This is a genomic window from Arthrobacter silviterrae, from assembly GCF_011045165.1.
GTDB classification, from domain to species: Bacteria; Actinomycetota; Actinomycetes; order Actinomycetales; family Micrococcaceae; genus Specibacter; species Specibacter silviterrae.
Map to the genome: position 1 here is coordinate 1 of NZ_JAAKZI010000003.1, position 26,224 is coordinate 26,224.

The 26,224-nt window shown below is 62.4% G+C and carries 25 protein-coding genes and 3 tRNA genes; 16 read left to right on the top strand and 12 right to left on the bottom strand.

All coding sequences use genetic code 11. From position 1 onward, the window contains the following. Positions 1-1,062 precede the first annotated feature (1,062 nt). Both G6N77_RS02795 and G6N77_RS02800 read right to left on the bottom strand, forming a co-directional pair. Entirely contained in the window at positions 1,063-1,953 is an 891-nt protein-coding gene (locus G6N77_RS02795; RefSeq protein ID WP_165180501.1) for a hypothetical protein, read from the bottom strand. Continuing rightward, positions 1,953-3,065: a hypothetical protein gene (locus G6N77_RS02800; protein ID WP_165180502.1), complete on the bottom strand. Its 1,113-nt coding sequence runs from the start codon at positions 3,063-3,065 to the stop codon at positions 1,953-1,955. The genes G6N77_RS02795 and G6N77_RS02800 overlap by 1 nt, the downstream gene beginning before the upstream one ends. A 596-nt stretch (positions 3,066-3,661) precedes the next feature. On the opposite strand from G6N77_RS02800, the gene G6N77_RS02805 reads away from it, so the two are divergent. The 4 genes from G6N77_RS02805 to G6N77_RS02820 all read left to right on the top strand — a co-directional run bounded on the left by G6N77_RS02805 (position 3,662) and on the right by G6N77_RS02820 (position 6,499). Further along, positions 3,662-4,078 carry an AAA family ATPase gene (locus G6N77_RS02805; RefSeq protein WP_165180503.1) on the top strand — a complete coding sequence of 139 codons (417 nt, stop codon included), beginning with the start codon at positions 3,662-3,664 and terminating at the stop codon, positions 4,076-4,078. Positions 4,079-4,329: 251 nt separating this feature from the next. After that, positions 4,330-5,232, top strand: a complete 903-nt coding sequence (locus G6N77_RS02810; protein ID WP_165180504.1) for a hypothetical protein — start codon at positions 4,330-4,332, stop codon at positions 5,230-5,232. Positions 5,233-5,313: 81 nt separating this feature from the next. Then, positions 5,314-6,105: a hypothetical protein gene (locus tag G6N77_RS02815; RefSeq protein WP_165180505.1), complete on the top strand. Its 792-nt coding sequence runs from the start codon at positions 5,314-5,316 to the stop codon at positions 6,103-6,105. 4 nt (positions 6,106-6,109) lie between these two features. Next, the gene (locus G6N77_RS02820; protein WP_165180506.1) at positions 6,110-6,499 is read left to right on the top strand and encodes a hypothetical protein; all 390 of its coding nucleotides are present in this window, start codon (positions 6,110-6,112) and stop codon (positions 6,497-6,499) included. Positions 6,500-6,966: 467 nt separating this feature from the next. On the opposite strand, the gene G6N77_RS02825 is transcribed toward G6N77_RS02820, so the two are convergent. The 3 genes from G6N77_RS02825 to G6N77_RS02835 form a co-directional block, all read right to left on the bottom strand. Next, on the bottom strand, positions 6,967-7,593 hold the full coding sequence (locus G6N77_RS02825) for a helix-turn-helix domain-containing protein (RefSeq protein ID WP_165180507.1): 627 nt from the start codon (positions 7,591-7,593) through the stop codon (positions 6,967-6,969). 71 nt (positions 7,594-7,664) lie between these two features. Further along, positions 7,665-8,012: a hypothetical protein gene (locus G6N77_RS02830; RefSeq protein WP_165180508.1), complete on the bottom strand. Its 348-nt coding sequence runs from the start codon at positions 8,010-8,012 to the stop codon at positions 7,665-7,667. A gap of 451 nt (positions 8,013-8,463) precedes the next feature. Then, a tRNA-Arg gene (locus G6N77_RS02835) sits at positions 8,464-8,536 on the bottom strand. Positions 8,537-8,720: 184 nt separating this feature from the next. Between G6N77_RS02835 and G6N77_RS02840 the strand changes: the two genes are divergently transcribed. The 3 genes from G6N77_RS02840 (at position 8,721) to ettA (ending at position 11,650) form a co-directional block, all read left to right on the top strand. Then, on the top strand, positions 8,721-9,299 hold the full coding sequence (locus tag G6N77_RS02840; RefSeq protein ID WP_165180509.1) for a single-stranded DNA-binding protein: 579 nt from the start codon (positions 8,721-8,723) through the stop codon (positions 9,297-9,299). A gap of 43 nt (positions 9,300-9,342) precedes the next feature. Further along, positions 9,343-9,906 (top strand): DUF6993 domain-containing protein, encoded by a 564-nt coding sequence (locus G6N77_RS19740; RefSeq protein WP_306986710.1) that lies wholly within the window; start codon positions 9,343-9,345, stop codon positions 9,904-9,906. 61 nt (positions 9,907-9,967) lie between these two features. Beyond that, complete coding sequence (ettA, locus tag G6N77_RS02850) at positions 9,968-11,650, top strand: energy-dependent translational throttle protein EttA (RefSeq protein ID WP_165180510.1); 1,683 nt, start codon at positions 9,968-9,970, stop codon at positions 11,648-11,650. A 97-nt stretch (positions 11,651-11,747) separates the two neighbouring features. Here ettA and G6N77_RS02855 read toward each other — a convergent pair whose 3' ends face one another. Next, positions 11,748-12,656 (bottom strand): acyl-CoA thioesterase, encoded by a 909-nt coding sequence (locus tag G6N77_RS02855; RefSeq protein WP_165180511.1) that lies wholly within the window; start codon positions 12,654-12,656, stop codon positions 11,748-11,750. A gap of 114 nt (positions 12,657-12,770) precedes the next feature. Here G6N77_RS02855 and G6N77_RS02860 point away from each other — a divergent pair, with 114 nt between their 5' ends. Beyond that, positions 12,771-13,277, top strand: a complete 507-nt coding sequence (locus G6N77_RS02860) for an acyl-CoA thioesterase (RefSeq protein WP_165180512.1) — start codon at positions 12,771-12,773, stop codon at positions 13,275-13,277. Continuing rightward, positions 13,277-13,945: a DUF8185 domain-containing protein gene (locus tag G6N77_RS02865; protein ID WP_165180513.1), complete on the top strand. Its 669-nt coding sequence runs from the start codon at positions 13,277-13,279 to the stop codon at positions 13,943-13,945. The genes G6N77_RS02860 and G6N77_RS02865 overlap by 1 nt, the downstream gene beginning before the upstream one ends. Before the next feature lie 162 nt (positions 13,946-14,107). Here the strand turns inward: G6N77_RS02865 and G6N77_RS02870 are convergent, their stop codons facing one another. The 5 genes from G6N77_RS02870 to pepN all read right to left on the bottom strand — a co-directional run bounded on the left by G6N77_RS02870 (position 14,108) and on the right by pepN (position 19,565). After that, entirely contained in the window at positions 14,108-14,641 is a 534-nt protein-coding gene (locus G6N77_RS02870) for a globin (RefSeq protein WP_370875252.1), read from the bottom strand. A gap of 138 nt (positions 14,642-14,779) precedes the next feature. Further along, positions 14,780-15,505 (bottom strand): mechanosensitive ion channel family protein, encoded by a 726-nt coding sequence (locus tag G6N77_RS02875; protein ID WP_240901646.1) that lies wholly within the window; start codon positions 15,503-15,505, stop codon positions 14,780-14,782. 75 nt (positions 15,506-15,580) lie between these two features. Continuing rightward, complete coding sequence (locus G6N77_RS02880; RefSeq protein WP_165180515.1) at positions 15,581-16,063, bottom strand: OsmC family protein; 483 nt, start codon at positions 16,061-16,063, stop codon at positions 15,581-15,583. Further along, positions 16,054-16,902, bottom strand: a complete 849-nt coding sequence (locus G6N77_RS02885; protein ID WP_165180516.1) for an SGNH/GDSL hydrolase family protein — start codon at positions 16,900-16,902, stop codon at positions 16,054-16,056. The genes G6N77_RS02880 and G6N77_RS02885 overlap by 10 nt, the downstream gene beginning before the upstream one ends. A gap of 113 nt (positions 16,903-17,015) precedes the next feature. Further along, the gene (pepN, locus tag G6N77_RS02890) at positions 17,016-19,565 is read right to left on the bottom strand and encodes an aminopeptidase N (protein ID WP_165180517.1); all 2,550 of its coding nucleotides are present in this window, start codon (positions 19,563-19,565) and stop codon (positions 17,016-17,018) included. A gap of 238 nt (positions 19,566-19,803) precedes the next feature. Here pepN and G6N77_RS02895 point away from each other — a divergent pair, with 238 nt between their 5' ends. Genes G6N77_RS02895 through G6N77_RS02910 form a run of 4 tightly spaced genes read left to right on the top strand, consistent with a single transcriptional unit; the run spans position 19,804 to position 23,408 of the window. Continuing rightward, complete coding sequence (locus G6N77_RS02895) at positions 19,804-20,796, top strand: hypothetical protein (protein ID WP_165180518.1); 993 nt, start codon at positions 19,804-19,806, stop codon at positions 20,794-20,796. Positions 20,797-20,854: 58 nt separating this feature from the next. Continuing rightward, positions 20,855-21,328, top strand: coding sequence for a ribose-5-phosphate isomerase (locus G6N77_RS02900; protein ID WP_165180519.1), 474 nt, complete (start codon positions 20,855-20,857; stop codon positions 21,326-21,328). A 51-nt stretch (positions 21,329-21,379) separates the two neighbouring features. After that, entirely contained in the window at positions 21,380-22,447 is a 1,068-nt protein-coding gene (locus G6N77_RS02905) for an SdpI family protein (RefSeq protein ID WP_165180520.1), read from the top strand. Then, complete coding sequence (locus G6N77_RS02910; protein WP_165180521.1) at positions 22,440-23,408, top strand: Fpg/Nei family DNA glycosylase; 969 nt, start codon at positions 22,440-22,442, stop codon at positions 23,406-23,408. The genes G6N77_RS02905 and G6N77_RS02910 overlap by 8 nt, the downstream gene beginning before the upstream one ends. A 102-nt stretch (positions 23,409-23,510) precedes the next feature. Here the strand turns inward: G6N77_RS02910 and G6N77_RS02915 are convergent. Further along, positions 23,511-23,581: transfer RNA gene (locus G6N77_RS02915), tRNA-Gly, on the bottom strand. 166 nt (positions 23,582-23,747) lie between these two features. Between G6N77_RS02915 and G6N77_RS02920 the strand changes: the two genes are divergently transcribed. The 3 genes from G6N77_RS02920 (at position 23,748) to G6N77_RS02930 (ending at position 26,221) form a co-directional block, all read left to right on the top strand. Then, positions 23,748-23,820, top strand: a tRNA-Pro gene (locus G6N77_RS02920). An 88-nt stretch (positions 23,821-23,908) separates the two neighbouring features. Further along, positions 23,909-25,282 carry a trigger factor gene (gene tig / locus G6N77_RS02925; RefSeq protein WP_165180522.1) on the top strand — a complete coding sequence of 458 codons (1,374 nt, stop codon included), beginning with the start codon at positions 23,909-23,911 and terminating at the stop codon, positions 25,280-25,282. A gap of 318 nt (positions 25,283-25,600) precedes the next feature. After that, positions 25,601-26,221, top strand: coding sequence for an ATP-dependent Clp protease proteolytic subunit (locus G6N77_RS02930; protein WP_165180523.1), 621 nt, complete (start codon positions 25,601-25,603; stop codon positions 26,219-26,221). Positions 26,222-26,224: the final 3 nt, after the last annotated feature.

A 26,224-nucleotide genomic window follows, 5' to 3' on the forward strand; every position in this document is an offset into this window, starting at 1 on the left:
TCTGTACCTTGATTGGCATCGTGCGTGGCAGGCCTGGAATCCAAGTACCGATGCTGGCCCGCGTGTAGTGGACTGCCATCCGACCTTTCAGGTGGCCGTTCCAAACGCATGCTACTGACACAGAATATGGTCCCCTCAGTAGAAGTCGCATGTCACAGCTACCCGAATGAAGTTGACCACTTATGCGCAGTCTGTCGATGAAAGCTTGCCAAAAGTTCAACCGCAAGAGAATGGTGTACTTTGATGGAGATGCTACATAGTCCCACCGAAGCCGGCGGGTTGGGCTTCTGTCATGATGCCCTTAGTCTCCTACCTCAGGGCTATCACGGGCCTTTGGTAATTTCGCTCGATTCAAACATACTTATCGACCTGCGTGAGCACGGAGTTGCAGTGCTTAACAATGGTCAAATTGTTGATCTCGAGAGAGAGTACGCGCGGAACCTTGAAGGCTTGGGAACAATCCTGAACTTGTGGCTTGTGCGAGACCTCCGATTCGTCGTTACGCCTCGATCCCTTACTGATGCAAGAAGGCGGACCGATCGCTTCCTCGCCTCACACGCCCCTGCCGTGGAAGCGATTGGAGAAGCGCTGGCGTTCCAAATCGGTGACTGGGGCCAACGTGCTCCGTCTAACGCCCCGGCCTCACCGTCCATTGGTCAAGAAACTGGGTTGCCAATCGGAGCTGACCGGGATCTCATCCTTGAAGCACAATCCGTCCGTGCGCACATATTTCTCACCAGGGACAAACAAGTTCTCAAACAGGCCCGGTTGAGCGGGCCGAAACTGGCCATTATGACACCGGCGGCGGTAGCTGAACTTCTTGTTGGAAGTGGTGTCGAATTGTTCGCGGGTGGGACCTGCACGGCGCACGATTGCCCATACAGCGGATGGCCGTTGCCGTTCCCTGACATAGGGAAATGGGGACCACTTCTTAGTCTCTTCTAGGGACTGCCCCTGCTTTGTTTGAGAGGATCAACGAAATCCGGGGCAGTCCACTGGTTGTGTATTTCTATAGTCCCGTAGTGGCGTCAGTTTGGTCTTTCCAGAGTCGGCAGACGTCGCCTAGGTTGCGAGGATCGCTCCGTAGCTGGCGATTCGTAGATCTAAAAGTTCGTAAGTCTGGCTCGATACATCACAGTGTTTTGACAATTCCGCGATGCGTGTCCTATCGAAGATTACGCCAGCTTCCTGAAGTCTTCGGTGCCAGTTGGCGATTGGTACAACCACGCAAAAAGGAATAGCCAAAAGTCGGAGGACTCCGGAGGCGGGATCTATGTGGTTCATGATCGTTCTGTTGTTAGCTTCCATAGTCTTAGTGGTCCAGTCGCGCCCAGTCGCGCACTGCAGCCAAGCGTGGGGGCCACCTGAACGACGGTCCCTAAACGATTGCCAGAAGACACCGTCTAGACCAAGATCTTTGTCCGTTGGTAGGACCGGGAACTTCACTTCGTAGTGGATCAAATGCGATTTCTTCGCATAAATATTAATTCGATCTTGCAATCCAGCAGGTTCACCTCTAAGTGCAGGGAAACCTATTCGATATGAATTTGACCCTGTCCATCCAGCGATTAATTCAATACATAAGTATTCGAAATTGCGGCGATCTTCCGATGTTACTTCCTGTTTACTGCTGATAAACAATAGGTATAAATAGATAATCCAATACGTTTTATGGCGACCTTCTCTGCGAGTCATTTTATTGCTGTCAATATGAAATGGCCAACTTGCTAGTAGTTGTTGTTGCCTAGATTTTAGAATTGACCATATATTAGATTCGAGCTTCACATCCCTCTTTGAAAAATTTGTTTCATCGGTTTCCCATGGAATTAGATGTGAAAGATCGCCCCTCTTTAGGGTCTTGTTATTGAGAATTGCCCAGGCTTCAAGCCAATCTGCAATAATTTCAGCCGTGAGTTCTTGGGTCCAACTCTCTTGGAGATCTGGGAATTCCATTAGCTGTCGACCTGTGTGGAATCAAGATTGCTGCCAGTCTTGCTGGCTCCGATGAGGACGTTAATAACTCGGGCAAGCTTTGCAATCTCTTCATGCACTGTTTCATCTAGGTCGGCAGAAGCTATATCAGGTAGAAGTTCGGATAGCTGACTTCCTATTTTCGCAATTTTCGTAGCGAGTAGTTCATGCCCAGGAGTGGCAATTTTATATGCAGACTCGAGGTCCTCGGTATTCCTTAGCCATTGGAGGGCACGCTCGCTGGCGACCACAGCGCCAAGTTTTTTCTTGATTTCTCGGGATTCACCTATGACAGGAGGTGTTTCATACCCATCCCCATAGATCCAAACAAGCATTTCTTCCAACTTGGCCAAGTTATCGGGTTCGACAAGATTGGAAACACTAGCCGTCGGGAGGGCCAGTGATATTCCAAGGTGCTTCTTTATGCTGGTGTTTCCCAGCATCGTTTCAATTAGGGAAAAGTTCTCTGCAAGCGTCTGTATTTCTATCTGAGGCAGATCGGTTTCTACCTGTCGATATAGTACGTAGCTTTGGTACATTCTCTTTGCCGCTGTCGCCGTCGGATCGCCAATGAGTTCCTGGACTTCATCAACCGTGCGCCCATCCTCCACCAGCTTTGCGACGAATCTTGCTTTTTGGAGAGGCTTCCATGTCCTAGCGCCAGTAATGTGACGAAATCCAAGATAAGGCGCTACCGATTCACGGTTTCTGTACTTAACTGTGGGAACAACTTCGAGCCCAAGGCGCTGATCTTCAGTTAATTCTGGCCAATTTGATGAATCTCCGCCTATTTCAAGCAATAATTCCGGGGACAATAGAAGCTTCAGGGTAGCAAGCCGCCTGTTCCCCTCAACTACGACCAATGTATCGTCTGAACCGTCGATCGTAACTAGGGGTTCTTCTTCAAAGTACCCGTTGCGCTGAAAAGACAGAGCAAGTTCCTCCAACGACTCTTGAAAGTACAGGATCTTTACGATCTTGGTCTGGTCGTATTCTGGTGAGGCAAGCCGTGGGTTCTCAGGGTCCAACAGGAGGTCATGCACACTCACGTTGGATCGAATCGTTCTCGGACTCACTTCATCGGCTTTCGTCATGTCTCTATTCTGTCCTACTTTCCTTAGTACCAGGCCCTGTGCAGGCGCGGTGTTGGGAACCTTTGCCCGTTAGGTCTAGAAACTAGGAGTTCCCCACGAATCGATTCTTCAGTTTTCAGTGTTCGTGACAGTCTGGACCCGGTCAGTAGGCTGCACCGCGGTAGTGCGGCACCACCTGACCCGCACGGTTTGCAAGACCAGTTCGGCTGGGGCACATCGCAATTAACTGTCTGGGTACACGCCGGCCAACTGAGGTTCATCTGTAGGCGGGTGCTTTGCCTCGGATTGATAGGCCGTGCGGAGTGGGGCATCTATGAAGGAACTTGTCGATGATCGTCATTGGCAAGGGACCATGACGAAGACGTTTCTTCAATGAGTACATCAACCATGACGACGTGCAAATATGTGGCTCGTCGTGGAGTTTCAGTAGCAGTTGACCAGCTCCTCAACGTTCGGCAGTTTGCCTGCAACCGATCCGAGCGAAGTCGAGATGTGTGGGTTTTCATAAAGGCTTTCTCGATTTGTATATTCTTAGAAAATCGGGCAGCATCAGCCAAAACCATTCAAGTTTGAGTCATCGCTAAACGGGGGTAAAAGTGACTGAACTGCATGCACTCACCTTGAATGAGCTGGCTGAATCTTTACGAGCGCAGGCTGCCGACAGTCTGGCCGGGGATGCAGAGGCTTGGAATGAATTGGTCCGTTTGGTGGATGACGCAACCACAGATGACTGTAGTGATGTTTTGACTACAAACCGTAAGTGGCTGCTCCGAAAACTGTCCGTCGAGGGTTTCCGTGGAGCTAAACACAAGTTTGATCTTGACCTTGACAATCCTCGAGGCATAACCGTACTTTTTGGTGAAAACGGCTCTGGCAAGTCAAGCCTGGCGGAAGCAGTACGCGTCGCCATCGAAGGTAGAACCAGTGCAACGCATCTGGAGACGACTGGAAGCGGGCATGAACTCTGGGAAGCCTCGATCGGCGAAGTCAAGGTGTCGAAAGTGCAACGATAGCTCTCGTTCTGACTGATGAATCCACAACCGATCGGCTTACAATTCAGGCCACTATTGATGCGACGGGAGTGAGACGAAATGGGTCCCTTGAGAATCGAGAGGGACGAGTCGATCTAGACGCAAGTTCGCTTGCCTGGAGGGTCTGGGCTGACGCAGTCAGGGCATCACCGCCAGTGTTGGCATACGCAGAGCTGGCGGACGAGCTGCAGAAGAAAAGGGACCTGCGGGTCTGGTTGACTTCGTGTCTCGCGATGGACAACGCCACGAGAATTTTCGATGCCATCGTCAAATCTGAAGTTGAGTCGGCCTTGCCTGCGGAGAAGCGCATCACGAACGCAAGGGTGCGTGCTGAAAGCGCTGTCTTAGAAGTCGATGTTCAGGCGAAACGGCAAGGCGTTGAAGGAATTTCTGAGCTTGAATGGGCAACGTGTGACTCGATGGAGAAACTCGACGATTGGTTGCAGTCGAACGACATCATCATGAGAGAAAAGCGTCTCCATGTCCTCGATCGGGAAGTCTTGGCTGCCCTTCCTGACTGGGGTATTGAATTCACTGATAGTTGGAAGGCGTGGTCTCAAGCCGCCACGACGGCGCTCCTGACTGCACATGTCACTGAAGCAATCGTGAGCATGCAGGACCGTGTTCTGAGTTCGCACCAGGGAGACAAGGGTGGCGTGTGCCCAACTTGTGGATCACTCCATGGAGACTGGAGAGGCCACTTGCAAGCAGAGGCGAAGAGGCTTCGGCATGCTCAGCTGGCAGCACTTGGTCTAAAGGGGCTTGTTCGTGAGCGTTCGGCCAAACTCCTTGGCCCTCTAAAGACATGTCTCCTCGTCTTGCCATCGGGCTGTGACGCGTCTGTCACCGAGCTCAGGAATCTGATTGCCGAGGTAGAAAGATCCAACACAGGCGATGATCTTGATGTTGATTTGTTGTTGGCGATTGGCAATTTGTCCAGGTGGATCCAGGGTCCCGAGGCTAAATCTATTTTCAGGTCTGCGCTTGAGGCTTCAGGGCTGCAGCACCAATGGCGGTGCAATCGCTGGGACGCTGTCGCTCCTTTTGTGGCGACGTTTCGTTCGGAAATTGAGGCTGCTGCAAAGGCAGGAATGCTCAAATGGGCCCGAACAAAATGGAATCGTCACCTAGCGTAAATTCGCAGTCAACGCAGCACCAGCCTCCAGGCAGTGGTTAGTCCAGCGGTATCGACCCTTCTTGGTGACGTGGGAATCTCTGTGTCTACAATTGACATCACCAAAGCCGAAAGTAGGCTAGAACTCGTCGACTCGAAGGGGCGGGTCGTAGAGCTGGCTCACCTCAGCGCTGGCCAAAGAAACGCCCTGATCTTGAGTCCAGTGATTGCGACTGCAGAGTCTGGGATTTTCGGATTCTATGTTCTGGATGACCCGGTTCACGCGTTCGATGACTTTCGAGTAGATAAGCTGTCCGCCGTGCTTGCCCAGCTCGGCCGTCGGCAAGCGCTGATTGTGACTACGCATGACGCTCGCTTCGTTTCATATCTTCGAGTCCATGCCCCCTTGGAATTCTCGGTGCTGGCTACGCGCAGAGATGGAGACGGGCGAATGACACTGACAGCCACTGAGGATGCGCCTGCGGAGCTGATTCAGTTCGCTAAAGACCTCGCCGGCGACTTGGAAAAAGTCGAAGCAGTGCAAGGACGATCGGAAGTGATTGCTCTCCTGCGGATGGCACTCGATGAAGCCTTTGAACAACTTGCTCTTCGGCATTTCGCGCGACGGCCAGCTGCCGAGGCGAAACAGGATCGAGCTTATTTTGACCAAGCGATGATGACTGGAGACCGGAAGAAGGCCCTCAGACAGTTCATGGCTGATAGTGAAACTCAGCTTGCAACCTTCACATTGGCTTGGCAGGTAGTCTATGTTTCGGCCAAGCGGTGGTCTCAAGCGGTCCACAGCACCCATCTGGTCCCAGATGCGGGTCAGCTACCAGTCGAGATTGCGATTGCAGGTCAGGCTGTCGATATCCTCCGGGGAATCAGGTGGTAGTGGTATGAGCACTTTCGACCCCAAAATAGAGGCGCTCCGTATCCGTCGCGACATCGAATCGATCGCGCTCACACTTTGGGCGGACGCATCTGGCTTGGATCGCTCCATGCTTGTCTCAAAGGCCGTCGATAGGCGCCTAGTTTTGCTTATGGCCCAAGTTGAAGACCGCCAGCGCCTAGCGGCCTTCAGAGCAGCCCGACAGGCAGGTCATGTCTATGGTGAGACATCGGACGTCTTGCACGGGCGTACTCGAGGAGCACGATTTGGGGCAGTTCAGATTGGCGAATGGGACAAAGATTTGCAGAGGCTGCGCTCGTTCATCGGTGAGACACCGGCGATACCCCAAAGCCTGATGAAGGACGAGAAGTCGCCTTACAATCAGGAGGACTCGTGAGTGCCTGCAATGTGAACTCTATTGACACATTTTCCCTCTCGTTCGGCTAACGGCTATCGATGTATGCATCGTGCTGAACAGGCCATGATGTCGGCAATCCCTGTTATCCATCGCCGACCGTCATTGCTGCCACCATCTGTGGTTAGCCGTTTCGTTGCGGAGCCTTAAGTAGCGGGAGGTGTTAGTTGCAACCGACTCGCCATAAACTCTCCAGAATCAACACAACCTGGAGAGTGTTTAGTAGCCGCCATTGTTCCACTTTGTCCCCGGAAACATGGGCCAATACGGGGCAATGGCAAAAGTCAGCAGCTCGCTACTTGTAAAGCCGGGATAGACATGCGGATTGTCGGCTCCCGCTTGTCTCGTTGCTGCGATGATGGCCGCGCGAGTGCAACTCAGGGATGGGTCCACCTCCGCGTCGAGGGCGTTCGCCTTTAACGCCATAGCCAAGGCTTGGTGCTAGATTTCTACATCGTGCTGTGCCAGCCCGGCATCACGTCATCGAGTGCACCCTCACGCCACCAGGCAAGTCTTCCCTCCCCGCGGGCCTGTGTCTGGACGTGCAGCCAAACACCCAAGACACGTTCCTGCTCGCTGGCGTGGTTCTTCCACCTCGGGGTCCTTCCCGTAGAAGCGATGAATGCCTCGAGCTGGATGAGTCGTTGACGCCAGCGTTCATTCCACTCCCTGCGCTGAGGTGACAGGTTCCACCCCGGCAACGTTCCCATGAGGATGATCTTCGAGGTGGACAGCTCGCCCCGGTGGTAGGCACGGCGCTGCTTGGCAATCCACGCATTCAGGGATGACTCGGTGGAATCACCGCCATGTCCTGGCAGTCTGCCGTGGCTGGCGAGGAAATCCTCGGCCCCCTTCAGGCGCCCTTTCCAGAGAACAGTTTGGTGGTCGCTTTCCCGGTTGGCGAAGGCGGCTTCGTGCTGGGCCCGCAACCCTTTCCTGAAACGTTCCCGGTTGGCAAGATGGGCCCTTACAGTATTGCCTCGCCTCTTGCACTGGTCGGCGATTTCGCGCACGGTCAGGCCGGAAGCGTACATCATGTCCCACTCCGGATGCCTTGACACCTCCCAGCCCGCCATGTGTGTCAGAGTAGCCCAAAGTCTCGGTCCCTGCCACCAATTTTGGCAGTCTGTGGATAACTACATTGACATCACTTCCCGTGCCGGTCCCGGCGTTCGATGCGCTTGATTCGAGCATCCGGGAACCATCCGAGCCGGCAGGTTCCGTCATCGTCGTACCAGGCGACAAGTCCGTAGGAGCGGGTGTAGGCGACGACCGTGCCATGGAGTTCGCCGACTTTGACAAGCAGTCGCTGCCAGGGGGAGAAGCACTGGGGTTCCCAGTCGCTGCGATCGGAGTGGCGGTTGGATGCTACGACGATTTCCATGAGCTTGGAATCTGGATCGAAATTATCCAGGATCAAAGTATGCACACTGTTACTGACATAGAACATAGTTATCAGGATCACCCGTCGTAGCAGCGTGAAGATCATCTGCACCAGTGAGACCATCGAGACCGTCGCCACCGAGCAGACGGAGTCTGAATGCTCCGACTATCGGCAGGGTTTCGATGACACCCTCCGAATGCTGCCTCAAGGTGTCCGACTGCCCAGCGTTCGCGTGGGAAGGTAGATCGGTCAATATCCCCTGTCCCACTTGAGCCTTTGGGAAAAACGTGGGATCCGTATTGACGATGTAGTGTGCGGACATGCGGCATCCTTGTACGATCCGCAGATCGTGGACCGACCTCCGCAGCGCCGGCTATCGCACCTAACCGGGACTTAATCACCTGCTTGGTTTCAAAAAGGGGAGTTCGCCACGCTGAAAAGGGGGAGTGATTTCTGAAGAAGATTTTGCTGAATTGGGGGAGTAAAGGGGGAGTTGGGCTATTTTTGCCCTTAAATGACTCTGACCTCCGGAATGAAACCGCAGGTCAGAGGCCCTTTTGGGTGCCCCGGGCGGGAATTGAACCCACGACCAAGAGATTAGAAGGCTCCTGCTCTATCCGCTGAGCTACCGAGGCGTGGCCCACCGGAGTGAACCTCCACTAAATTATCAGGTTTATCTGCGTATCTCTTCCTCCACATGTGCAAACCAGGGCAGTGTTGTCCACAAATCGTGCGCACCCACTGGTCCCCGCCTCTAGCGGGGCGTTTGCTGGAACCAACCAACAACGCCGCAGCAGCGGCCCAGTGAAAGGCAGTCCCATGGCAAACACCATCACCATTCGCGGCTTTGTATGCTCCACCGTGGAAACCCGCACCACGCAGACGGGCCTGGTCCTTGGCAACTTCCGCATGGGTTCCACCCACCGCAAGCAGGATCCCATCACCAACGAGTGGGTGGACGGCGACACCAATTGGTTTCGCATCAATGTCTTCCGGTCCCTGGCCCAGAACTCCGTTTCCAGCATTCACAAGGGCGACCGCATCATCGTCATGGGGAAGCTCCACGTCACGAACTTCCTTCGCAAGGATGGCACCCCGGGGTTAAGCGTCGAGATTGATGCGGAAACCATCGGGCCTGACCTGCAGTTTGGCATGGCGTACTACTCGCGCACCGGAACCGGCCGCGCTGGAACCCCCGGCTCCCAGCCGGGAGGTACACCAGAAGAAGTTGACGCTGAGGTGGCCAAGCTGGAAGTTTCCGTCGCCATGGCCGGCCAGGATGCTCCCGAGCATCAGGACGATCCGGAAGGCCAAGACGACCAGACCAGCGGAATGGCTGATGGCGAGACGGTGGATGAGGCCACCGGGGAGGTAATCCAGGAGGATTCCCCGTTCTGAGCGCCTGGCCGCTCGGGGTGTCACACCGTGGAAGAATGGCGGAGTGACCGAGGATACTGCTACCAGCCGCCCATTTCTGAAGCCTGCCAACAGGCGTCTTCGTGCCGCCATGGTCGCGCTGTTGCTGGTCGGGAGCCTGGCCACCACAGGATGCTCATTCCTTCCGGGGAAGTCAACCCCTGGCGACACTGTTGGCTCCTCGGCCCGGGGCACGGCCTCCCAGGCCCCAACCGGAGGCCAGCCGGCACCGACAATTTCGGCCGGAGCTACCCAGCCGCCGGCAGTCACGGCCCAAGCCACGGAACCGCCGTCGGCCGCGGATGCCTTGGCCGCCAAGGTAAATGCATCACTCACCAAGCTGGGCAGCACCACGTCCGGCCCCAACAGGGACCAGATGAGGGCCGCCATGGTGGAGGCCGGCGCCGCATCGGACAAGCTCGAAATATCCATCGACAAAACGCCAACGGGCCTGGCCGTCGACGCCATCGAGGCGGCGGCACCCATCGGCAAGCAGTGCGTTATCGGGCAGGTTCGCGACGGCAAGGCTTCCGTGGCAGTCCTGCCCATCCTCGCCACCGGACTGTGCTTCGTGGGCGACCAGCACTAACCCGCCAGCCGGGCCGCCCCTGAATGTGAGTTAAGGGCCCGTACCCATTAGCCTTAGGGGTATGGCGGAATTTATTTACACGATGTCCAACGCCCGCAAGGCAGTTGGCGACAAACTCATTCTTGACAACGTAAGCATGTCCTTCTTCCCGGGTGCCAAGATTGGCGTTGTGGGACCCAATGGTGCCGGAAAATCCACCATCCTGAAGATCATGGCCGGACTGGACACCCCCTCAAACGGCGAGGCCAGGCTCAGTGCTGGCTACTCCGTGGGCATCCTGCTCCAGGAGCCGCCGCTGAACGAGGAAAAGACCGTCCTGGGCAACGTCCAGGAAGGCGTTGGCGAGATCTACGGCAAGATCCAGCGCTACAACGAGATCTCCGAGGAAATGGCCAGCCCCGACGCTGACTTTGACACCCTCCTTGAAGAGATGGGCAAGCTGCAGGAAGCCATCGACGCCGCCGACGCCTGGGACATTGACTCCCAGCTCGAGCAGGCCATGGACGCACTCCAGTGCCCCCCGGGCGACTCCGACGTCACCGTCCTCTCCGGCGGTGAGCGCCGCAGGGTTGCCCTGTGCAAGCTCCTCCTCCAGAAGCCGGACCTGCTGCTCCTCGATGAGCCCACCAACCACCTTGACGCCGAGTCCGTCAACTGGCTGGAACAGCACCTGAAGAGCTACGCCGGCGCCGTCCTGGCCGTCACCCACGACCGTTACTTCCTTGACCACGTGGCCGAATGGATTGCCGAAGTGGACCGCGGCCACCTGTACCCCTACGAGGGCAACTACTCCACCTACCTGGAGAAGAAGCGCGCCCGCCTGGAAGTCCAGGGCAAGAAGGACGCCAAACTCGCCAGGCGCCTCACCGAGGAACTCGAGTGGGTCCGCTCCAACGCCAAGGGCCGCCAGACCAAGTCCAAGGCCCGCCTGGCCCGCTACGAGGAAATGGCAGCAGAGGCCGACCGCACCCGCAAGCTCGACTTCGAGGAAATCCAGATTCCACCGGGCCCGCGCCTGGGCAGCGTGGTGCTGGAGGCCAACAACCTCCAAAAGGGCTTCGGCGACCGCGTCCTGATCGACGGACTCTCCTTCACCCTGCCGCGCAACGGCATTGTCGGCGTCATCGGCCCCAACGGCGTCGGCAAGTCCACCCTCTTCAAGACCATCGTTGGCCTGGAAGAGCTCGACGGCGGCTCCCTCAAGGTGGGCGAAACCGTCAAGATCTCCTACGCCGACCAGAGCCGCGGCGGCATCGACCCCGACAAGACCCTTTGGGAAGTGGTTTCCGACGGGCTGGACTACATCCAGGTCGGCAACGTTGAAATGCCCTCCCGTGCCTACGTTGCCGCCTTCGGCTTCAAGGGCCCGGACCAGCAGAAGAAGGCCGGGGTGCTTTCCGGCGGTGAGCGCAACCGCCTGAACCTGGCACTGACGCTCAAGCAGGGCGGCAACTTGCTGCTCCTCGATGAGCCCACCAACGACCTCGACGTGGAAACCCTCGGCAGCCTGGAAAACGCGCTGCTCGAATTCCCCGGCTGCGCCGTGGTGGTCTCCCACGACCGCTGGTTCCTGGACCGGGTGGCCACCCACATCCTGGCCTACGAAGGCACCGAGGAAAACCCGGCCAACTGGCACTGGTTCGAGGGCAACTTCGATTCCTACGAGGTTGACAAGGTGGCCCGCCTCGGCGTTGATGCAGCCCGTCCGCACCGCGTCACCCACCGCCGCCTGACCCGCGACTAGCTCGCAACCAGCAGCGAAAAGGCCGGTCCCTTGCCCAAGGGACCGGCCTTCAACTGTTTAAGCCGGGCTCAACGGCTGTTTTAGGGCACGTGGCAAGTCAGTCAACCACCGGCGTGCCCTCCGGCAGCCGGATCATCCCTTCCTGCGCCACCGACGCGACCAGTTCGCCGTCGCGGTTGTAAAACCGGCCGTGGCTCAGGCCGCGGGCGCCGGACGCGCTGGGGGAGTCGGCCACGTAGAGCAGCCAGTCGTCCACGCGCAGCGGGCGGTGCCACCACATGGCATGGTCCAGGCTGGCCACACTCATTCCCGGGGTGGCCCAGCTGAGCCCGTGCCGGCGCAGCACCGGTTCCAGCAGCGTGTAGTCGCTGACATAGGCGAGCGCCGCCCGGTGCAGGCTCTGGTCATCCGGCATGGGGCCCATCGTCTTTATCCAGACGGCCTGTTGGGCCACATGGTTCTCCGGGGCCCGAAAGTAGATGTCAGGGTCCACGTGGCGGATGTCGAAGGGCCGGTCGAAGGCCCAGGCCTGCGCCACCGGGTGGTCAATGCCGCCCAGCAAGTCAGCCGCCGTCGGCAGCGTCTCGGGGGCGGGCACCCCGGCAGGCATGGGCTCCTGGTGTTCCAGGCCGCCGTCGGGCACCTGGAAGGAGGCGATCAGTGACAGGATGGGCGCGCCCCCCTGGTAGGCGTGCGCGCGGCGGGCCGAAAAGGAACGCCCGTCGCGCAGGCGCTCCACGCCAAAGGTGATGGGGGCGGAGGCGTCCCCGGGGCGCAGGAAGTAGCCGTGCATGGAGTGCACCAGCCTGTCCCCCTCCACGGTACGCGAGGCAGCCATGATCGACTGGGCCAGCACCTGCCCGCCAAACAGCCGCGGCCGGACGGGATTTGCTTCGCCAGGACCCACGAAAATGTCCTCATCCGTTTGGGCCCCGCCGGCATCGGACAGGTCCAGGATGTGCAGCAGCTGGTCCAGGGGAGTGGCGTTTTGCGGCGTGGAGTTCATAAACGTGACACTATATGTCGCCCCGTGCCGGAACAAATGGGGTTCACGGCATGAAACGGGTGAGCTGGGTCGCATCTGTTGGGTGCCGGGCCGCGTATTTGGGATGATGGCCCTATGGCCCAGGCAATCCAAATTTCCCTCCAAGTCCGCTTCGGCGACATTGACGCGTACAACCACGTCAACAACGTTGTCTACCTGCAGTATTTGGAGGACGCCCGCATCCGGTTGATCCACACCCCGCTCGGCACGCCGGAATCGCCGGGCACCAGTTTCAACGACCTCATCGGCGACGGGCTTTTCACCCTGGTGAGCCGCAACGAGATTGAATACCTGGCACCCATCGCCTTCCGCACGGAACCCGTGTTCGTGAACATTTGGGTCACCCATGTGGGCGGCTCCAGCTTCGACTTTGGCTACACCATCACCGACGCCGACACCTCAGCTGTTTTCGCCCAGGCAGCCACCTCCATGGTGCTGGTTTCGCGCACCACCGGCCGGCCCGTCCGCCTCACGGAAGCCCAGCGCAACGCCCTGCAAACCTGGCGCGGCGGCCCCGTGGTGTTCCGGCGCCGCCCCGTGGATCCCGCTGCCGCAACACTTGCCACACAAGGAGCGCTCTGATGCCCACCGCCACCCACACCGATGAACTCCGGCTGGCCGACGCCGGAACAGTTGCCGACCTGCGCACCTTTGTGTCCCGGGCCCGGGCCGCGGACGACGGCGGCATCCGTCTTCAGGGGGCCGGAAACGTGCTGGCTGCGTACGTCTGCGTGATGCGCGCCAAGTTGCTGGGCGAGGGAACGCCCACGATTTTGGGGCTGCGCACCATGGCCCTTGGTGCCCCGGCGACGCTGGACGTGACGGTGAGCCTGGCCTCCGTGGCCGACCGCCTGGCCCGCATGGACGACGCCGACGTGGTGCTGCCCGTGCCCCCCATGACGGTGAACGAGTCATGGGCTGCCGTCACTGCGCCGCGCGGCGCCTGGGAGCAGCTGGGCGAGGTGTCGGCGGATGATTTGATCAAGGTGGCTCGCGACGGCGTCCAGGAGATCGGCCAGATCATCCCCGTCAACCCCGGCGCGCTCATTGTCAACAATGCGCGGGCCGCCGTATGGGGCCGCCCCATGGACGGGGTGCCCGGCGAACTGCCAGGCGGTGCCGCCTTTGCCGCATACACGCTGGGGTTCGTGGCTCCGGGGGAGACGGGCGAAGTGTTCCGCTCCAACCGGTGGCTGCGCCTGAGCACGGCCCGCGGCCACATCCTGGTCCGCCCGAAGGCTGTCCTTTAGGGCCGGCCCACCGGGACGGGCCGGGCCGCCAAGGCATCGACAACACACTTAATGCGGGTTGTGGCGTGGCTGCGGCGTCGACCGTACAGCAATGGCGACCGGGCACCGGCCTGGCCCGCCATTACTGTACAACGGGCGAAAGTGGGCGCCCGCCGGGACACCTCAGGCGCGCTGGGTGGGTTCCGAGGGCGAGTTGACCAGGGACGCCGCGGCCCGCTCCAGGTAGTCCCAGAGTGTGGCTTCGTGCAGCGGGGACAGCTCCACGGCGTCCACGCCCTTGCGCATGGCGGCAAGCCAACGGTCGCGTGCCTCGGGCGTGACGGCAAACGGCACGTGGCGCATGCGCAGGCGGGGATGCCCGCGCTCCTCAAGGTACGTGCGCGGCCCGCCCCAGTACTGCTCCATGAACATCAGCATGCGCCGCTCCGCCGGTCCCAGGTCCTCCTCGTGGTACATGGCGCGCAGCAGCGGATCGGCAGCGATGCCCTCGTAGAAGACGTGGATGATCTTTTCAAAGGTGGCGTGGCCGCCGATCTGGCCGTAGAACGTGTCGGCGTAGGCGGACTCGTCGACGGCACCGGCTTCACCACCCTGGGCTGATGCATCGGACGGGGCCGCAGGTGCCGCACCAGTGCCCGCCGCTGCGCCGGAGGTGGACGGCAGCGGGTGCCCCTGCCGGGTGGGAATGGGCAGGATGCGGGCCAGCGGAGCGCCAAAGCGTGACGGGATGGGGATGCCGGTGTCGGCCCCGTGCTCCGCGGCGTCGTTTTCCGTGGGGCCGTTGGCAAAGGGGGACAGCTGGTTGTGCTCTGCGGTCATGGCGGGGGATGCCTTCTATTCTGCGGATTCGTGGGGTTCGGTGGTGAGCGGGGTGCCGGCGGGAGGGGCGCTGGGAGGCGCGGCGGCCGGCGTCGTGCTGGCAGGGACGGTTGCCGGGGGAGCGGCAGGCTCGGCCTCCGGCGCTGTGTAGCTGCCCTTGGAACGGTTCCCGAGGCGCAGGATCTCGCCGTTGCGCAGGTACCAGAGTGTGCCGTCCTCGCCCAGGACCCGGGTGATTCGCAGGCCCACGTACTCCACCTCGCCGATGACCTCGCTGGTCTGGATGATGTCGCCAATGCCGTACTGGTCCTCCAGGGTGATGAAGATGCCGGCCAGGAAGTCGCGGATCAGCTGCTGGCTGCCGAAGCCGATGGCGATGCCCACCACGCCCACGCTGGCCAGCAGGGGGCCGATGTCCACATGGAAGGCGAGCAACACGTAGAACCCGCCAATGACCACCACAATCACCGTCAACAGCGAATTCAGCAGCGTGCCGATTGTCCGGGCGCGCTGGACGCGGCGTTCATTGTCGAGGGCGCGCATCACCGGGTCCAGATTTCGGAACACGGGCTTGACCCAGCCCAGTCCCTTTTGGCGCCACGGGCCCTTTTCGGCGCGCTTGACCACCATGCGGATCAGGTAGTGCAGGACCAGCCACGCCAGCAGGGAAATGGCCACGGCAATGCCGGCATGGAGCAGGTTGTCCAGGACGGAGTTGCCTGCAGCTTCAAGGGTGTTCAGGGGCACGCGTCAATCACCTTGCATGTTGGGAACGGGATTGTTCTCTTCCAACCCTAACGCGGGTGCGCGGCGAATTCAGTCCTGTGTGGGCGCCAGCACGCCCGGCTCATGGTGCACGGGGAAGTTCACGCTGCGGGCAATGAAGCACTTTCGCGACGCCTCCGCATGCAGGCCCAGGGCCAGCTCCAACGTGGCGGGATCGGCCACGGAGATGAGCGGGTGGAGCGTGGCGGACTGGAACTGGCCGCTGCCGTCCGGGTTGAGCAGCATGGTCCCGGTGGCCTTGTCCTGGTAACGGGTGATGACCACGCCGTTCATGACGGCCACATGCAAATACGACAGCATGTGGCACTGCGACAGGGCCGTCAGGAGCAGCAGTTCCGGGTTCCAGCGGTCCGGGTCGCCGTGGAACGGCCTGTCCGCCGAGCCAAGCAGCGTGGGCAGGCCAACGGCCGTGACGCTGTGGTCACGGCCGTAGTCCTTGTAACCGGACGTCCCGGTGCCCCGGTTGCCCGTCCAAAATGTGTCTATTTCGTAGTGGTGTTCGTTCAGCGCCATACTCCAGCATAGAGCGGCGGGTTCAGCTGCACGTTTTGCAGCGTGGCCGCGTAGCCCGAGGCGTAGCCGCCGGCCGTGGGGTGGAACGCGAACGGGTTGTAGGGGTTGAAGGGCGGCACCAGCCAGCTGTCCGCCGACGGGAATCCGTGGCCGTCAAAGGCCGCCGTCACCGAAACAAAGCTCGCCCCGCTGCGCTGGGCGCCTTGGGCCAGCACGGCGTCGAGCTGGTCCACGGCGCCGTTGACGGCTGCTGCCGCGGCCACTAGTTCAGCCGGGTATTGCATGGCCGCCATGGTGGCCGGTTCCAGCAGGTGCGGGTAGCCCATGTAGATGACCTGGGCGCGCGGCACCTGGGACCGGATGTCCTGGGTCAGCGCCTTGAGCTGTGCCGGCAGCATGGCCAGCTTGGCCTGCGCACCCGCGAGCGCTGCTGCGCACACGCCTGCGGTGCCGCTGAGGCAGGCGGCCGCAACGGCTCCGGCGCCCACATCATTGCCGCCCACGGTCAGCGTGATGAGCCGGGTCGATGAGGGGATCAGCGGGACCTGCAGGGCCGCCACCTGGTCAATCGTGGCGCCGTAGCATGCCAGGTTGGCCATGGCCAGCCCGTTGGCGGCGGCAAAGTCGCTGCCATAGCCATAGGGGCTTTGCATGCACGGCGCGGCTTCCTGCCCGCCGCCGGATCCTGCCGAATAGGAGTCACCAAGGACGGTGTACGTGCCGGCCGGCGGCGGTGCCGCCAGCGCGGGAACGCCGGTGAACCCCAGAATGAGTCCCCCGGCAAACAGTGCGGCCGTGGCTGTGCGCGCGGCCAACTTCTTTAGTGGATGTGCTCTCATGGCCTGAAGCTACCTCCAAACCGGCGCCGTGGATAGAGTGGCGACCACTTGTTTTCCGGCAGCGCGGGCCCATCTGCCATGGTGGCAGGGGGCCAGCGCTGCCGGAAAGGGTGCTACTGGTCGGCGGCCTGCGCCTTCAGCGCCCGCTGGACGCCGTCGCGGCTTTCCACGATGAGCCGGCGCAGGGCCGGGGTTTCGCTGCCCAGGGCGGCCAGGAACGCATCCGTGGCGTCCAGCGTGGCCTGCGAAACCAGCTGCGAGGGGTACAGCCCCGTGATGATGGTGGAGGAGGTCTCATAGGACTTCTCCTCCCAGACCTGCTTGACCGCGGCAAAATACTTCGCCACGTACGGCTCCAGCAGCGAGGTGTCCCAGACGCGGCCAAAGCCGTTGATGGCGCTGCGGGCGGCGGCGTTCGCCAGGTCCCCGCGGACGACGACGGCCTCCCACGTCCCAGCCTTGGCCTCCGGCGTGGGGATGGCCGCCTTCGCGGCGGCGGCCGCCAGCTGGCCGTTCTGGGTGTTGTCCTTCGCCAGTTCGGCGTCGATGGCGCCCTGGCCTGCCCGGCCGCCGGCGACCAGGGAGGTCAGCAGTTCCCAGCGCAGGTCAGTGTCGACGGACAGCCCGTCCAAGGTTGCCGTGCCGTCCAGCAGCGCCTGGACCGCGTCCAGCTGCGCGCCCGACTGGGCCTGCAGGGCAAAGGCCTTGGCGAACTGCAGCTGAGCGTCGGAGCCGGCTTCGGCGCCTTGGGCCAGGGCCCACAGCGAGTCTGCGGCCGCCACTGCAGTCTCCTGCTGGTGTTCCGGTGCCACGTAGAAGTGCAGTGCGGTGGCCAGCTGGCGCAGCAGCACCGTAATGACGGTGGAGTCGCTTTCGCGCCCCACGGTGGCCAGGACAAAGTCCACGTAGGCGCGGGCCGGGGCTTCGCCGTCGCGCGTGGCATCCCAAACGGAGGCCGAGACGAGGGTGCGCGGCAGGGAGTCCTTGAAGTCCACCAGGTGCGCCTGCGCGGTGGCCAGCGACACGTCATCGAGGCGGATCTTGGCATACGCCAGGTCGTCGTCGTTGAGCAGCACCAGGGCCGGGCGGGCCAGGCCCACCAGCTCCGGCACGGGGGTCACGGCGCCGTCCACGTCCAGCTCCACGCGGTGGGTGCGGACCAGCTTGCCCTCGTCGGGGCCCGAGGCGGCCAAGTTGTAGAAGCCGACGGCGGCGCGGTGGGGGCGCAGCACCGGGTGCTCGGCCACGGCGGACTGGAGGATCGAGAATGAGGTGATGGCGCCGTCGTCGCCGGTCTCAATCTGTGGCTTGAAGATGTTCACGCCGGCTGTCTCCAGCCACTTTTGGGTCCACGTGGAAAGGTCGCGCCCGCTGGCGGCCTCCAGCTCCACCATGAGGTCGGTGAGCTCGGTGTTGGACCAGGCGTGCTTGCCGAAGTAGGCGCGCACCCCGGCCATGAACTCCTCCTGGCCCACCCAGGCCACCAGCTGGCGCAGCACCGAGGCGCCCTTCGCGTAGGTGATGCCGTCAAAGTTGACCAGCACGTCCTCCAGGTCGGTGATGTCAGCCTTGATGGGGTGCGTGGACGGCAGCTGGTCCTGGCGGTACGCCCAGCTCTTCTCCAGGGAGGAAAAGGACGTCCAGGCGTTGACGTACTGCGTATTTTCCGCCGCGGCCAGGGTGGACATGAACTCGGCGAAGGATTCGTTGAGCCAGAGGTCGTTCCACCAGCGCATGGTGACGAGGTCGCCAAACCACATGTGGGCCAGTTCGTGCAGGATGGTGATGGCGCGGCGTTCCACCATGGCATCGGTGACCTTGGAACGGAACACGTAGCTTTCCAGGAACGTCACGGCGCCGGCGTTCTCCATGGCCCCGGCGTTGAATTCGGGGACGAACAGCTGGTCGTACTTGGGGAAGGCGTACGGGGTGCCGAACTGCTTTTCAAAGAACTCGAAGCCCTGGCGCGTCAGCTCGAAAACATTGTCCGCGTCCATGAACTCCATGAGCGACTTGCGGGCAAACACGCCCAGCGGGATCACGCGCCCGTCGGAGCTGGTCAGCTCGCTGCGCACCGAGGCATACGGCCCGGCAATCAGCGCGGTAATGTAGCTGGACATCTTGAGCGTGGGCTCAAAGTGCCACACCGCCCTGCCTTCGCCGGCCGCCTCTGGCTTCGGGGTGGGGGAGTTGGAGATGACGTCCCAGTGGGCCGGGGCCGTGATGTGGAAGGTGAACGTCGCCTTCTGGTCCGGCTGCTCAAACACGGCAAACATGCGGCGGCTGTCAGGCACCTCAAACTGGCTGTACAGGTAGACCTCGTTGTCCACGGGATCCACGAAGCGGTGCAGGCCCTCCCCGGTGTTCATGAAGAGGGCGTCCGCCTCCACCGTGAGCACGTTGTGGGCGGCCAGGTGGGGCAGCTCGATCCGCACGCCGTTGCTGACCGCGGCCGGGTCCAGCTCCACGCCGTTGAGCGTGACCTTGTGGACCTTGTCGGTGACGGCGTCAATGAACGACGACGACCCCTCCTTCGCGCTGAACGTCACCGTGGTGGTGGACGGGAAGGTGGTCTCCGAGGCGGTCAGGTCCAGGGTGACCTCGTAGTGCTCCGCGGTCAGGGTGGCCGTGCGCTCAATGGCTTCGGCGCGGGTCAGATTCATGCCAGGCAAAGTGATGCCTTCCGTTCGGTGTCGGGTGGACAGTGGTTCCGTGCATCCTGCTGGTGCCCGGTCCCACGGTGCCGGCTCAGCGCGCCGGCGGCTTGCCCATAGTCTTTCACTTAACTTCCCCACGCGTGGGCGGCGGCACGCCCGCCTCCCCGGCTGGGCGCGCGCCGTGGGCTCCCTGACAGGGGCCGGGGCATAGGCAGGCCGCTGCCCGTATGGAAAAGTAGAAGCCATGGACATCCCCGCAGCGGAGAACGGCAAGGACAGGCATCTGGACGCCCGGGCGCTGCGCTTTGCCATCATCCTTCCCGTCCTCATGTCCGCGGGCCTGGTGGCCGGCGGCCTTCTTCTCGGCGGCGGGCCCGCCGGTGGAACCATCCCGCCGCTGGCCTCCGCTCCGGTGCCGTTCCCGGTTTTTCTTGCCATGGGGGTGGGGCTGATCCTGGTCCCGGGCATCGGCATCGGCTCGCAGGGGGCACGGACAGTGCTACCGCGCCAGCTCCGCCGCATCCTGCTGGGCCTGGCAGTGACCCTGCAGATGACCGCCGTGTCCTTCTTTGCCGCGGCACTGGTGGGCCAGACCAGCCAGGGCGGCCTGCCCACCGAGCCCATGGACGCCCAGGTGGCCCTCATGGGCACCGGCCTGGCCTGCGCCATGGGCGTGGTGCTGGCCCTGACGTTCAAGCCGGACGAACAGTGGGGCGCCTCCGACGACGCGGCACTGTCCGAGCTGCTGGCCATCGAAGCGGACCCCACTGTGGCCAACGACCGGCTCGCCTACGCCATCCATCCGCGCAGCTCGGTGGTGATCATGATCCTGCTGGCGGGCCTGCTGCCGGGGGCCGTGCTCACCATTTTGAGCCCCTGGTTCCTGCTCGCCCTGCCGCTGCTGGCTGTGCTGGGTATCGCCGCCCTGAGCGCGACGGTCCACATGGACAGGCGCCGCCTCTCCGTGAAGCTGGCCGGGCTGGTGCCGGTCATCCTGGTGCCGTGCACCGACGTCGACGGCGCCGTGTCTCTTGACATCAAGGCGGGCGACTACGGCGGCTGGGGCCTGCGCCGGCACAGCGGCAGTGAATCGTTCCTCGCCTACTCGGGGGCCGGCGTCGTTCTGCGGACCGAAAAGGCGGGCCGGGTGGTGGTCAACGCCCCCAACCTGGACACCGCCGACGACCTCGCCGCCATCCTCAACCGCCGGGCCGGCAAGGACGCCGGGCAACACTAGGCCCCGTGTTTCGGTAGGCTTGGAGGGATTTCAACCCAACAAGCCCCAAGGACAATTCATGCGCGTTCACATCGCAACCGACCACGCCGGCATGGAGCTCAGCGCCCACCTCATCACGGCGCTGGCCGCCAAGGGCTACGACATGGTGGACCACGGGCCGAAGGCCTACGACGCCGAAGACGACTACCCGTCCTTCTGCATCAACGCAGCACTCGCCGTGGTGGCGGACCAGGCGGCCGGAGTCGACGCCCTGGGCATTGTGCTGGGCGGCTCGGGCAACGGCGAACAGATCGCCGCGAACAAGGTCAAGGGCGTGCGAGCCGCGCTGGCCTGGAACCTGGACACGGCCAAGCTGGCCCGCGAACACAATGACGCCAACGTGGTGGCCGTGGGCGGGCGCCAGCACTCCGTCGAGGAAGCCACCTCACTGATCGAGGCATTCCTGGCCGAACCCTTCAGCAACGCCGAACGCCACGTGCGCCGCATCGGCAAGATCGCCGCCTACGAAGCCACGGGCGAGGTTGCCGAATAGCCTGCAACATCCTTGGGGGAACAGTGGCAACAGGCGATTTTAGGGGGAGCGATGAAGGGCAGCCAGCCTTCAAGGGGCGGGGGAGCGCCGGCATTTGACCGGCGGACGTTTTCTGTCAGTGCTTCGGCCGTGGTGCTCATCACCGCGGGTCTCGGCGCGTGGCTGCTGGCAATTGCAGGCCGCCTGCCGAACCCCATCGCCTCGCACTGGAGCGGATCCGGGGCGGCCGACGGCTTTGCCGGCGTCGGGACCTCCGCCACACTCGGCGTTGCCGTCTCGCTCGGCACCGGCCTGTTGGTGGGCGGCTGCCTGTCCCTGAATTCACTGGCTTCGGGCCTGCGCCGGGCCGGGGTGGCACTCACGGTGGTCTTTACGGCGTTCATGGCGATGATCTTTGTGGCCGGGCTGGCACCGCAAATCGGCAAGGCCTCCGCCGTGGGCACCGTCATGGACTGGGGCTTGGTCTGGGCCGGACTGGGCATCGCCCTGGCGGCAGGCATCCTCCTGGCCTTCCTGGTCCCGGCCCGTCCGCTGGAGGCGTTCGACGGCGGCCTGCCCGGCAGTTTCCCCGGCAGCAGGCACGAGGGCGGACTGCCCCGGGGCGCCCGTGTTGACGCCGCCGCAGCCGGCCGGGGTGAGAGCGCCAGCTGCCGCATCCGTGCTACGCCGGGGATGTACGCCGTGGTGGGCGGCATCGCCTTTGTGGCCCTCGCCGTCCTCGCGTTTGCATCGCCGTGGTGGCTGCTGGGCGGCGCTGCCCTGGCGGCGGCGGTGGTTTCCTTCATGGCAGGAACCGTGTCAGCGTCTTCCGACGGGCTGTCGGTCAGGGTGTGGGGGCGCTGGCGCATTGTCCATATACCGGTTGCCGCCTATGGATCCGCCCGGGCCATCGAGGACATCGAGCCCATGCGCTACGGCGGCTGGGGATACCGGGCAGGCTCCTGGGGCACTGCATTTGTGGTGAGGCGGGGGCCCGGCCTGGTGGTGTCCCTGGCCGGCGGACGCGAGTTCGTGGTCAATGCCGACACCATGTGGAAAACGCCGAACGCCTGGCAGCCCTGCTCAACGGCTACCGGCGGCTGGCGGAAAACCGTCATGCTTAAGGCGAGACGTGCCTGAGGGGCATTCCGTGCACCGGCTGGCACGGCAGTTCAATGACGTGTTTGGCGGCGCGGAGCTGGCGGCGTCCAGCCCGCAGGGGAAGTTTGCAGCCGGTGCCGCCCGGATTGACGCCCACGTGCTGGAGAGCGCCGAGGCCCACGGCAAGCAGCTGTTCCTGTTCTTTTCCCATGACCTGGTGCTGCGCGTGCACCTGGGCCTCTACGGGGCCTGGGACTTTGGCGGCGACAGGACGTTCACCGGGGCATCCAGCATTGGCGCCCCGCGGCGGATCGGCGAGCAGGAAGAGGCCGGCGACGACAGCGCGGAGTACGCCGGCCCGCCCGAACCCCAGGGCGCCGTGCGGGTGCGCCTGGTCTCCGCGCACGGCTGGGCCGACCTGCGCGGGCCCACAAGCTGCGAGGTGCTCACGCTGGCCGAGGCTGCCGCCGTCCGGTCAAAACTGGGCCCGGACCCCTTGCACAACCTCCCCGGCGACAGGGAGGAATTTGTGCGGCGCATCCGCAAGAGTTCCACCTCCGTTGCCCTGCAGTTGATGAAGCAGGACGTGCTGGCCGGCGTGGGCAATGTGTACCGGGCGGAGGCCCTGTTCCGCCGGGGCCTTGACCCCCAGCTGCCCGGAAAGTCGCTGCGGCCCGGGGACGCCGCGGCCTTGTGGGACGACATTGCGATGACCATGGCCGACGGCGTCCGCGACGGCCGGATCATCACCACGGAGCTGGCGGAGCGGCCTTCGGGCCGTGGCGTCGGTGTGGGCGGTGTCGGCGTGGGTGGCGTGCCGCCGTCGAGCCTTGACGGTGTTAATAAGGGCGACAGTGACAACAAGGCCGTGCCCGTGGCGGACGCGCACTATGTGTACAAGCGCAACGGCCTGCCATGCCGGCGGTGCGGGACCCTGGTGGCCATGGTGGAGCTCGGCGGCCGCAAGCTCTACTGGTGCCCCGGCTGCCAGCGGTCCTGAAACGAACAGCGGTCCTGAAACGAAAAATGCCGCCGTTCCCGCATTTTGACGCAGCTATAACGGCGGCAAAATGCGGGAACGGCGGCAATTCTGTAATAACGGAGGGGGCGACGGGAATCGAACCCGCGTAATCAGTTTGGAAGACTGAGGCTTTACCATTAAGCTACGCCCCCGAAGTGATGCTTGGGGCTGTCATTTCCGCCTCTCGGCTGAACAACTCCTCGATACTAGCAATGGTGCCGGTGGGCCGCAAATCGGCAGCGGGGCCTCCGGACCCCTTTGGCGCCGGGGCTAATTGTGCATCTGCGATCTTTTGCCCGTAGACTGTTGCGGGCACTACGGGGCGTAGCGTAGTGGCTAGCGCGCCTGCTTTGGGAGCAGGAGACCGCAGGTTCGAGTCCTGTCGCCCCGACTCAGCATTATCCGGTTCACGTTTGGTCAGTGACTGCCCATGTGCTGGTGCCTAACATCCACCAACAGACCATCAGGAGTACCACGCTGTGAAGAGCGCTGTCGAAAACCTCACGCCCACCCGGGTAAAGCTCAATGTTGAGGTTTCCTTTGAGGAATTGAAGCCCAGCATTGCCGAGGCTTACAAGACGATTGCCACACAGGTCCAGGTGCCTGGCTTCCGCAAGGGCAAGGTCCCCAACAAGCTGATCGACCAGCGCGTTGGCCGTGGCTACGTCCTGGAAACCGCCATCAACGAGGGCCTCAACGGCTGGTACCAGAGCGCTGTGGTGGAAACCGGCATCAGCCCCCTGAGCCGCCCCGAGGTGGAAATCACCGAGGTTCCGGACCCGACCGCGACCGACGGCGAGCTGAAGTTCCACGTCGAGCTGGACATCCGCCCCGAGATTGAGCTGCCCGACTACGCCGGCATCGCCGTCGAGGTTGAGGCCGCGGAAGCCACCGACGCCGACACGGACAAGGCACTCGACGAGCTGCGCGGCCGCTTCGGCACGCTCAAGGCCGAGGACCGCCCCGCCGCCGACGGCGACTTCCTGACCATCAACATCGCCGCCGTCATTGACGGCAAAGAGGTTGACTCCGCTTCGGACCTGTCCTACCAGATCGGCACCGGCAACATGCTCGAAGGGCTGGACGAGGCCGCCACCGGCCTGTCCGCCGGCGAGGAAGCCATCTTCGACACGAAGCTGGCAGGCGGCGAGCACGCCGGCGAGGACGCACAGGTCACCGTCAAGGTCACCGCCGTCAAGGTCCGCGAACTGCCCGAGGCCAACGACGACTTTGCCCAGCTGGCCAGCGAATTCGACACCATTGCCGAACTGCGCGAGGACCTGGCCAAGCAGGCCTCCGACTCCAAGACCATGGAGCAGGGCGTCGAGGCCCGCGACAAGGTGCTGGACAAGCTCGTTGAGCTCATCGAGGTCCCCGTGCCCGAATCCGTGGTTGCCGAGCAGATCGAGCAGCACTTCAAGCCGGAGAACTCGCACGGCGAGGACCACGACACCGAAGAGCACCGCGCCGAGGTCAAGGAAAACACCGAGCGTGCATTCCGCAACGAGATCATCCTCGACGCCATCGCCGACAAGGAAGAAATCGGTGTCAGCCAGGCCGAGCTGATCGACTACATCGTCTCCTCCGCCAGCCAGTACGGCATGGACCCGAACCAGTTCGCGCAGATGCTCGACTCCTCCGGCCAGGTCAACATGATCGTCGGCGAAGTCCGCCGCCGCAAGGCCCTGGCCGCCGTGCTGGCCCAGGCCGCCGTGAAGGACACCAACGGCGCCGACGTCGACCTGACCGACTTTGTCTCCGTGGCCGGCGAGGAAGAAGAGCTCGACGCCGTTGACGGCGACGAGGTCATCGAGCCCACCGCCGTGACCGACCCGGGCGAAGTCCGCATCTAGTCTTTTCCCGCAGCACAAAGACCAAGGCCGTTGCCGGTTCCCCCAGGGGAGCCGGCAACGGCTTTTTCCGTCCCCCAAGCCCCGTGCCCCGGGCCCGGACGACGGCGGCGGGACCGTTCCGCCGCCGCGGTCCGCTGTGGGCGGACGCCACCGTGCGCCGTCAGCGAACAGCACGGTTTTGCGAAACAAAACAGCGCCAAAAACGGCTACTGTCCAAGTAGTGAAGATTAGTGATGGTCCGGAATTGGACTGGGTGCTCCGGTAGTTGCCGGGGCAGTCAAGGTCCGGCGGGCCGCACGAAGGAGAGGTAAGTCCACCATGGCACAGCACACCACCCCGTCGATGGCCGGCCCGGAATCGGCAGGCTCGGATACATACATTTACAACCGCCTGCTCAAAGAGCGCATCATCTGGCTTGGCTCGGAAGTCCGTGACGACAACGCCAACTTGATCTGCTCCCAGCTGCTGCTGCTCTCCGCGGAGGACCCGGAAAAGGACATCTTCCTTTACATCAACTCTCCCGGCGGTTCGGTCACGGCCGGCATGGCAATCTACGACACCATGGAGTTCATTCCGAACGACGTGGTCACCGTGGCCACCGGACTGGCCGCATCGATGGGCCAGTTCCTGCTCTCCTCCGGGACCAAGGGAAAGCGGTATGCCACCCCCAACGCCCGCATCCTCATGCACCAGCCCTCCGGCGGCATTGGCGGAACGGCGTCGGACATCAAGATCCAGGCGGAACTGATCCTGCACATGAAGAAGGTCATGGCGGAACTGACCGCAGAGCAGACCGGGCAGACCGTGGAGAAGATCCTCACGGACAATGACCGTGACAAGTGGTTTACTGCCGAGGAAGCCCTGGAATACGGCTTCTTCGACAAGATCAGCCGGCATGCGGGCACCGTAGCCGGTGGCGGCGGAACCAGCGCGAACTAACGG

Excerpts from the sequence above, each read along its gene's own strand:
- G6N77_RS02795 (WP_165180501.1), bottom strand. The coding sequence starts at position 1,953 with ATGGAATTCCCAGATCTCCAAGAGAGTTGGACCCAAGAACTCACGGCT.
- G6N77_RS02800 (WP_165180502.1), bottom strand. The coding sequence starts at position 3,065 with ATGACGAAAGCCGATGAAGTGAGTCCGAGAACGATTCGATCCAACGTG.
- G6N77_RS02810 (WP_165180504.1), top strand. The coding sequence starts at position 4,330 with ATGGACAACGCCACGAGAATTTTCGATGCCATCGTCAAATCTGAAGTT.
- G6N77_RS02820 (WP_165180506.1), top strand. The coding sequence starts at position 6,110 with ATGAGCACTTTCGACCCCAAAATAGAGGCGCTCCGTATCCGTCGCGAC.
- G6N77_RS02825 (WP_165180507.1), bottom strand. The coding sequence starts at position 7,593 with ATGGCGGGCTGGGAGGTGTCAAGGCATCCGGAGTGGGACATGATGTAC.
- G6N77_RS02840 (WP_165180509.1), top strand. The coding sequence starts at position 8,721 with ATGGCAAACACCATCACCATTCGCGGCTTTGTATGCTCCACCGTGGAA.
- ettA (WP_165180510.1), top strand. The coding sequence starts at position 9,968 with ATGGCGGAATTTATTTACACGATGTCCAACGCCCGCAAGGCAGTTGGC.
- G6N77_RS02855 (WP_165180511.1), bottom strand. The coding sequence starts at position 12,656 with ATGAACTCCACGCCGCAAAACGCCACTCCCCTGGACCAGCTGCTGCAC.
- G6N77_RS02860 (WP_165180512.1), top strand. The coding sequence starts at position 12,771 with ATGGCCCAGGCAATCCAAATTTCCCTCCAAGTCCGCTTCGGCGACATT.
- G6N77_RS02865 (WP_165180513.1), top strand. The coding sequence starts at position 13,277 with ATGCCCACCGCCACCCACACCGATGAACTCCGGCTGGCCGACGCCGGA.
- G6N77_RS02880 (WP_165180515.1), bottom strand. The coding sequence starts at position 16,063 with ATGGCGCTGAACGAACACCACTACGAAATAGACACATTTTGGACGGGC.
- G6N77_RS02885 (WP_165180516.1), bottom strand. The coding sequence starts at position 16,902 with ATGAGAGCACATCCACTAAAGAAGTTGGCCGCGCGCACAGCCACGGCC.
- pepN (WP_165180517.1), bottom strand. The coding sequence starts at position 19,565 with ATGAATCTGACCCGCGCCGAAGCCATTGAGCGCACGGCCACCCTGACC.
- G6N77_RS02895 (WP_165180518.1), top strand. The coding sequence starts at position 19,804 with ATGGACATCCCCGCAGCGGAGAACGGCAAGGACAGGCATCTGGACGCC.
- G6N77_RS02900 (WP_165180519.1), top strand. The coding sequence starts at position 20,855 with ATGCGCGTTCACATCGCAACCGACCACGCCGGCATGGAGCTCAGCGCC.
- G6N77_RS02905 (WP_165180520.1), top strand. The coding sequence starts at position 21,380 with ATGAAGGGCAGCCAGCCTTCAAGGGGCGGGGGAGCGCCGGCATTTGAC.
- G6N77_RS02930 (WP_165180523.1), top strand. The coding sequence starts at position 25,601 with ATGGCACAGCACACCACCCCGTCGATGGCCGGCCCGGAATCGGCAGGC.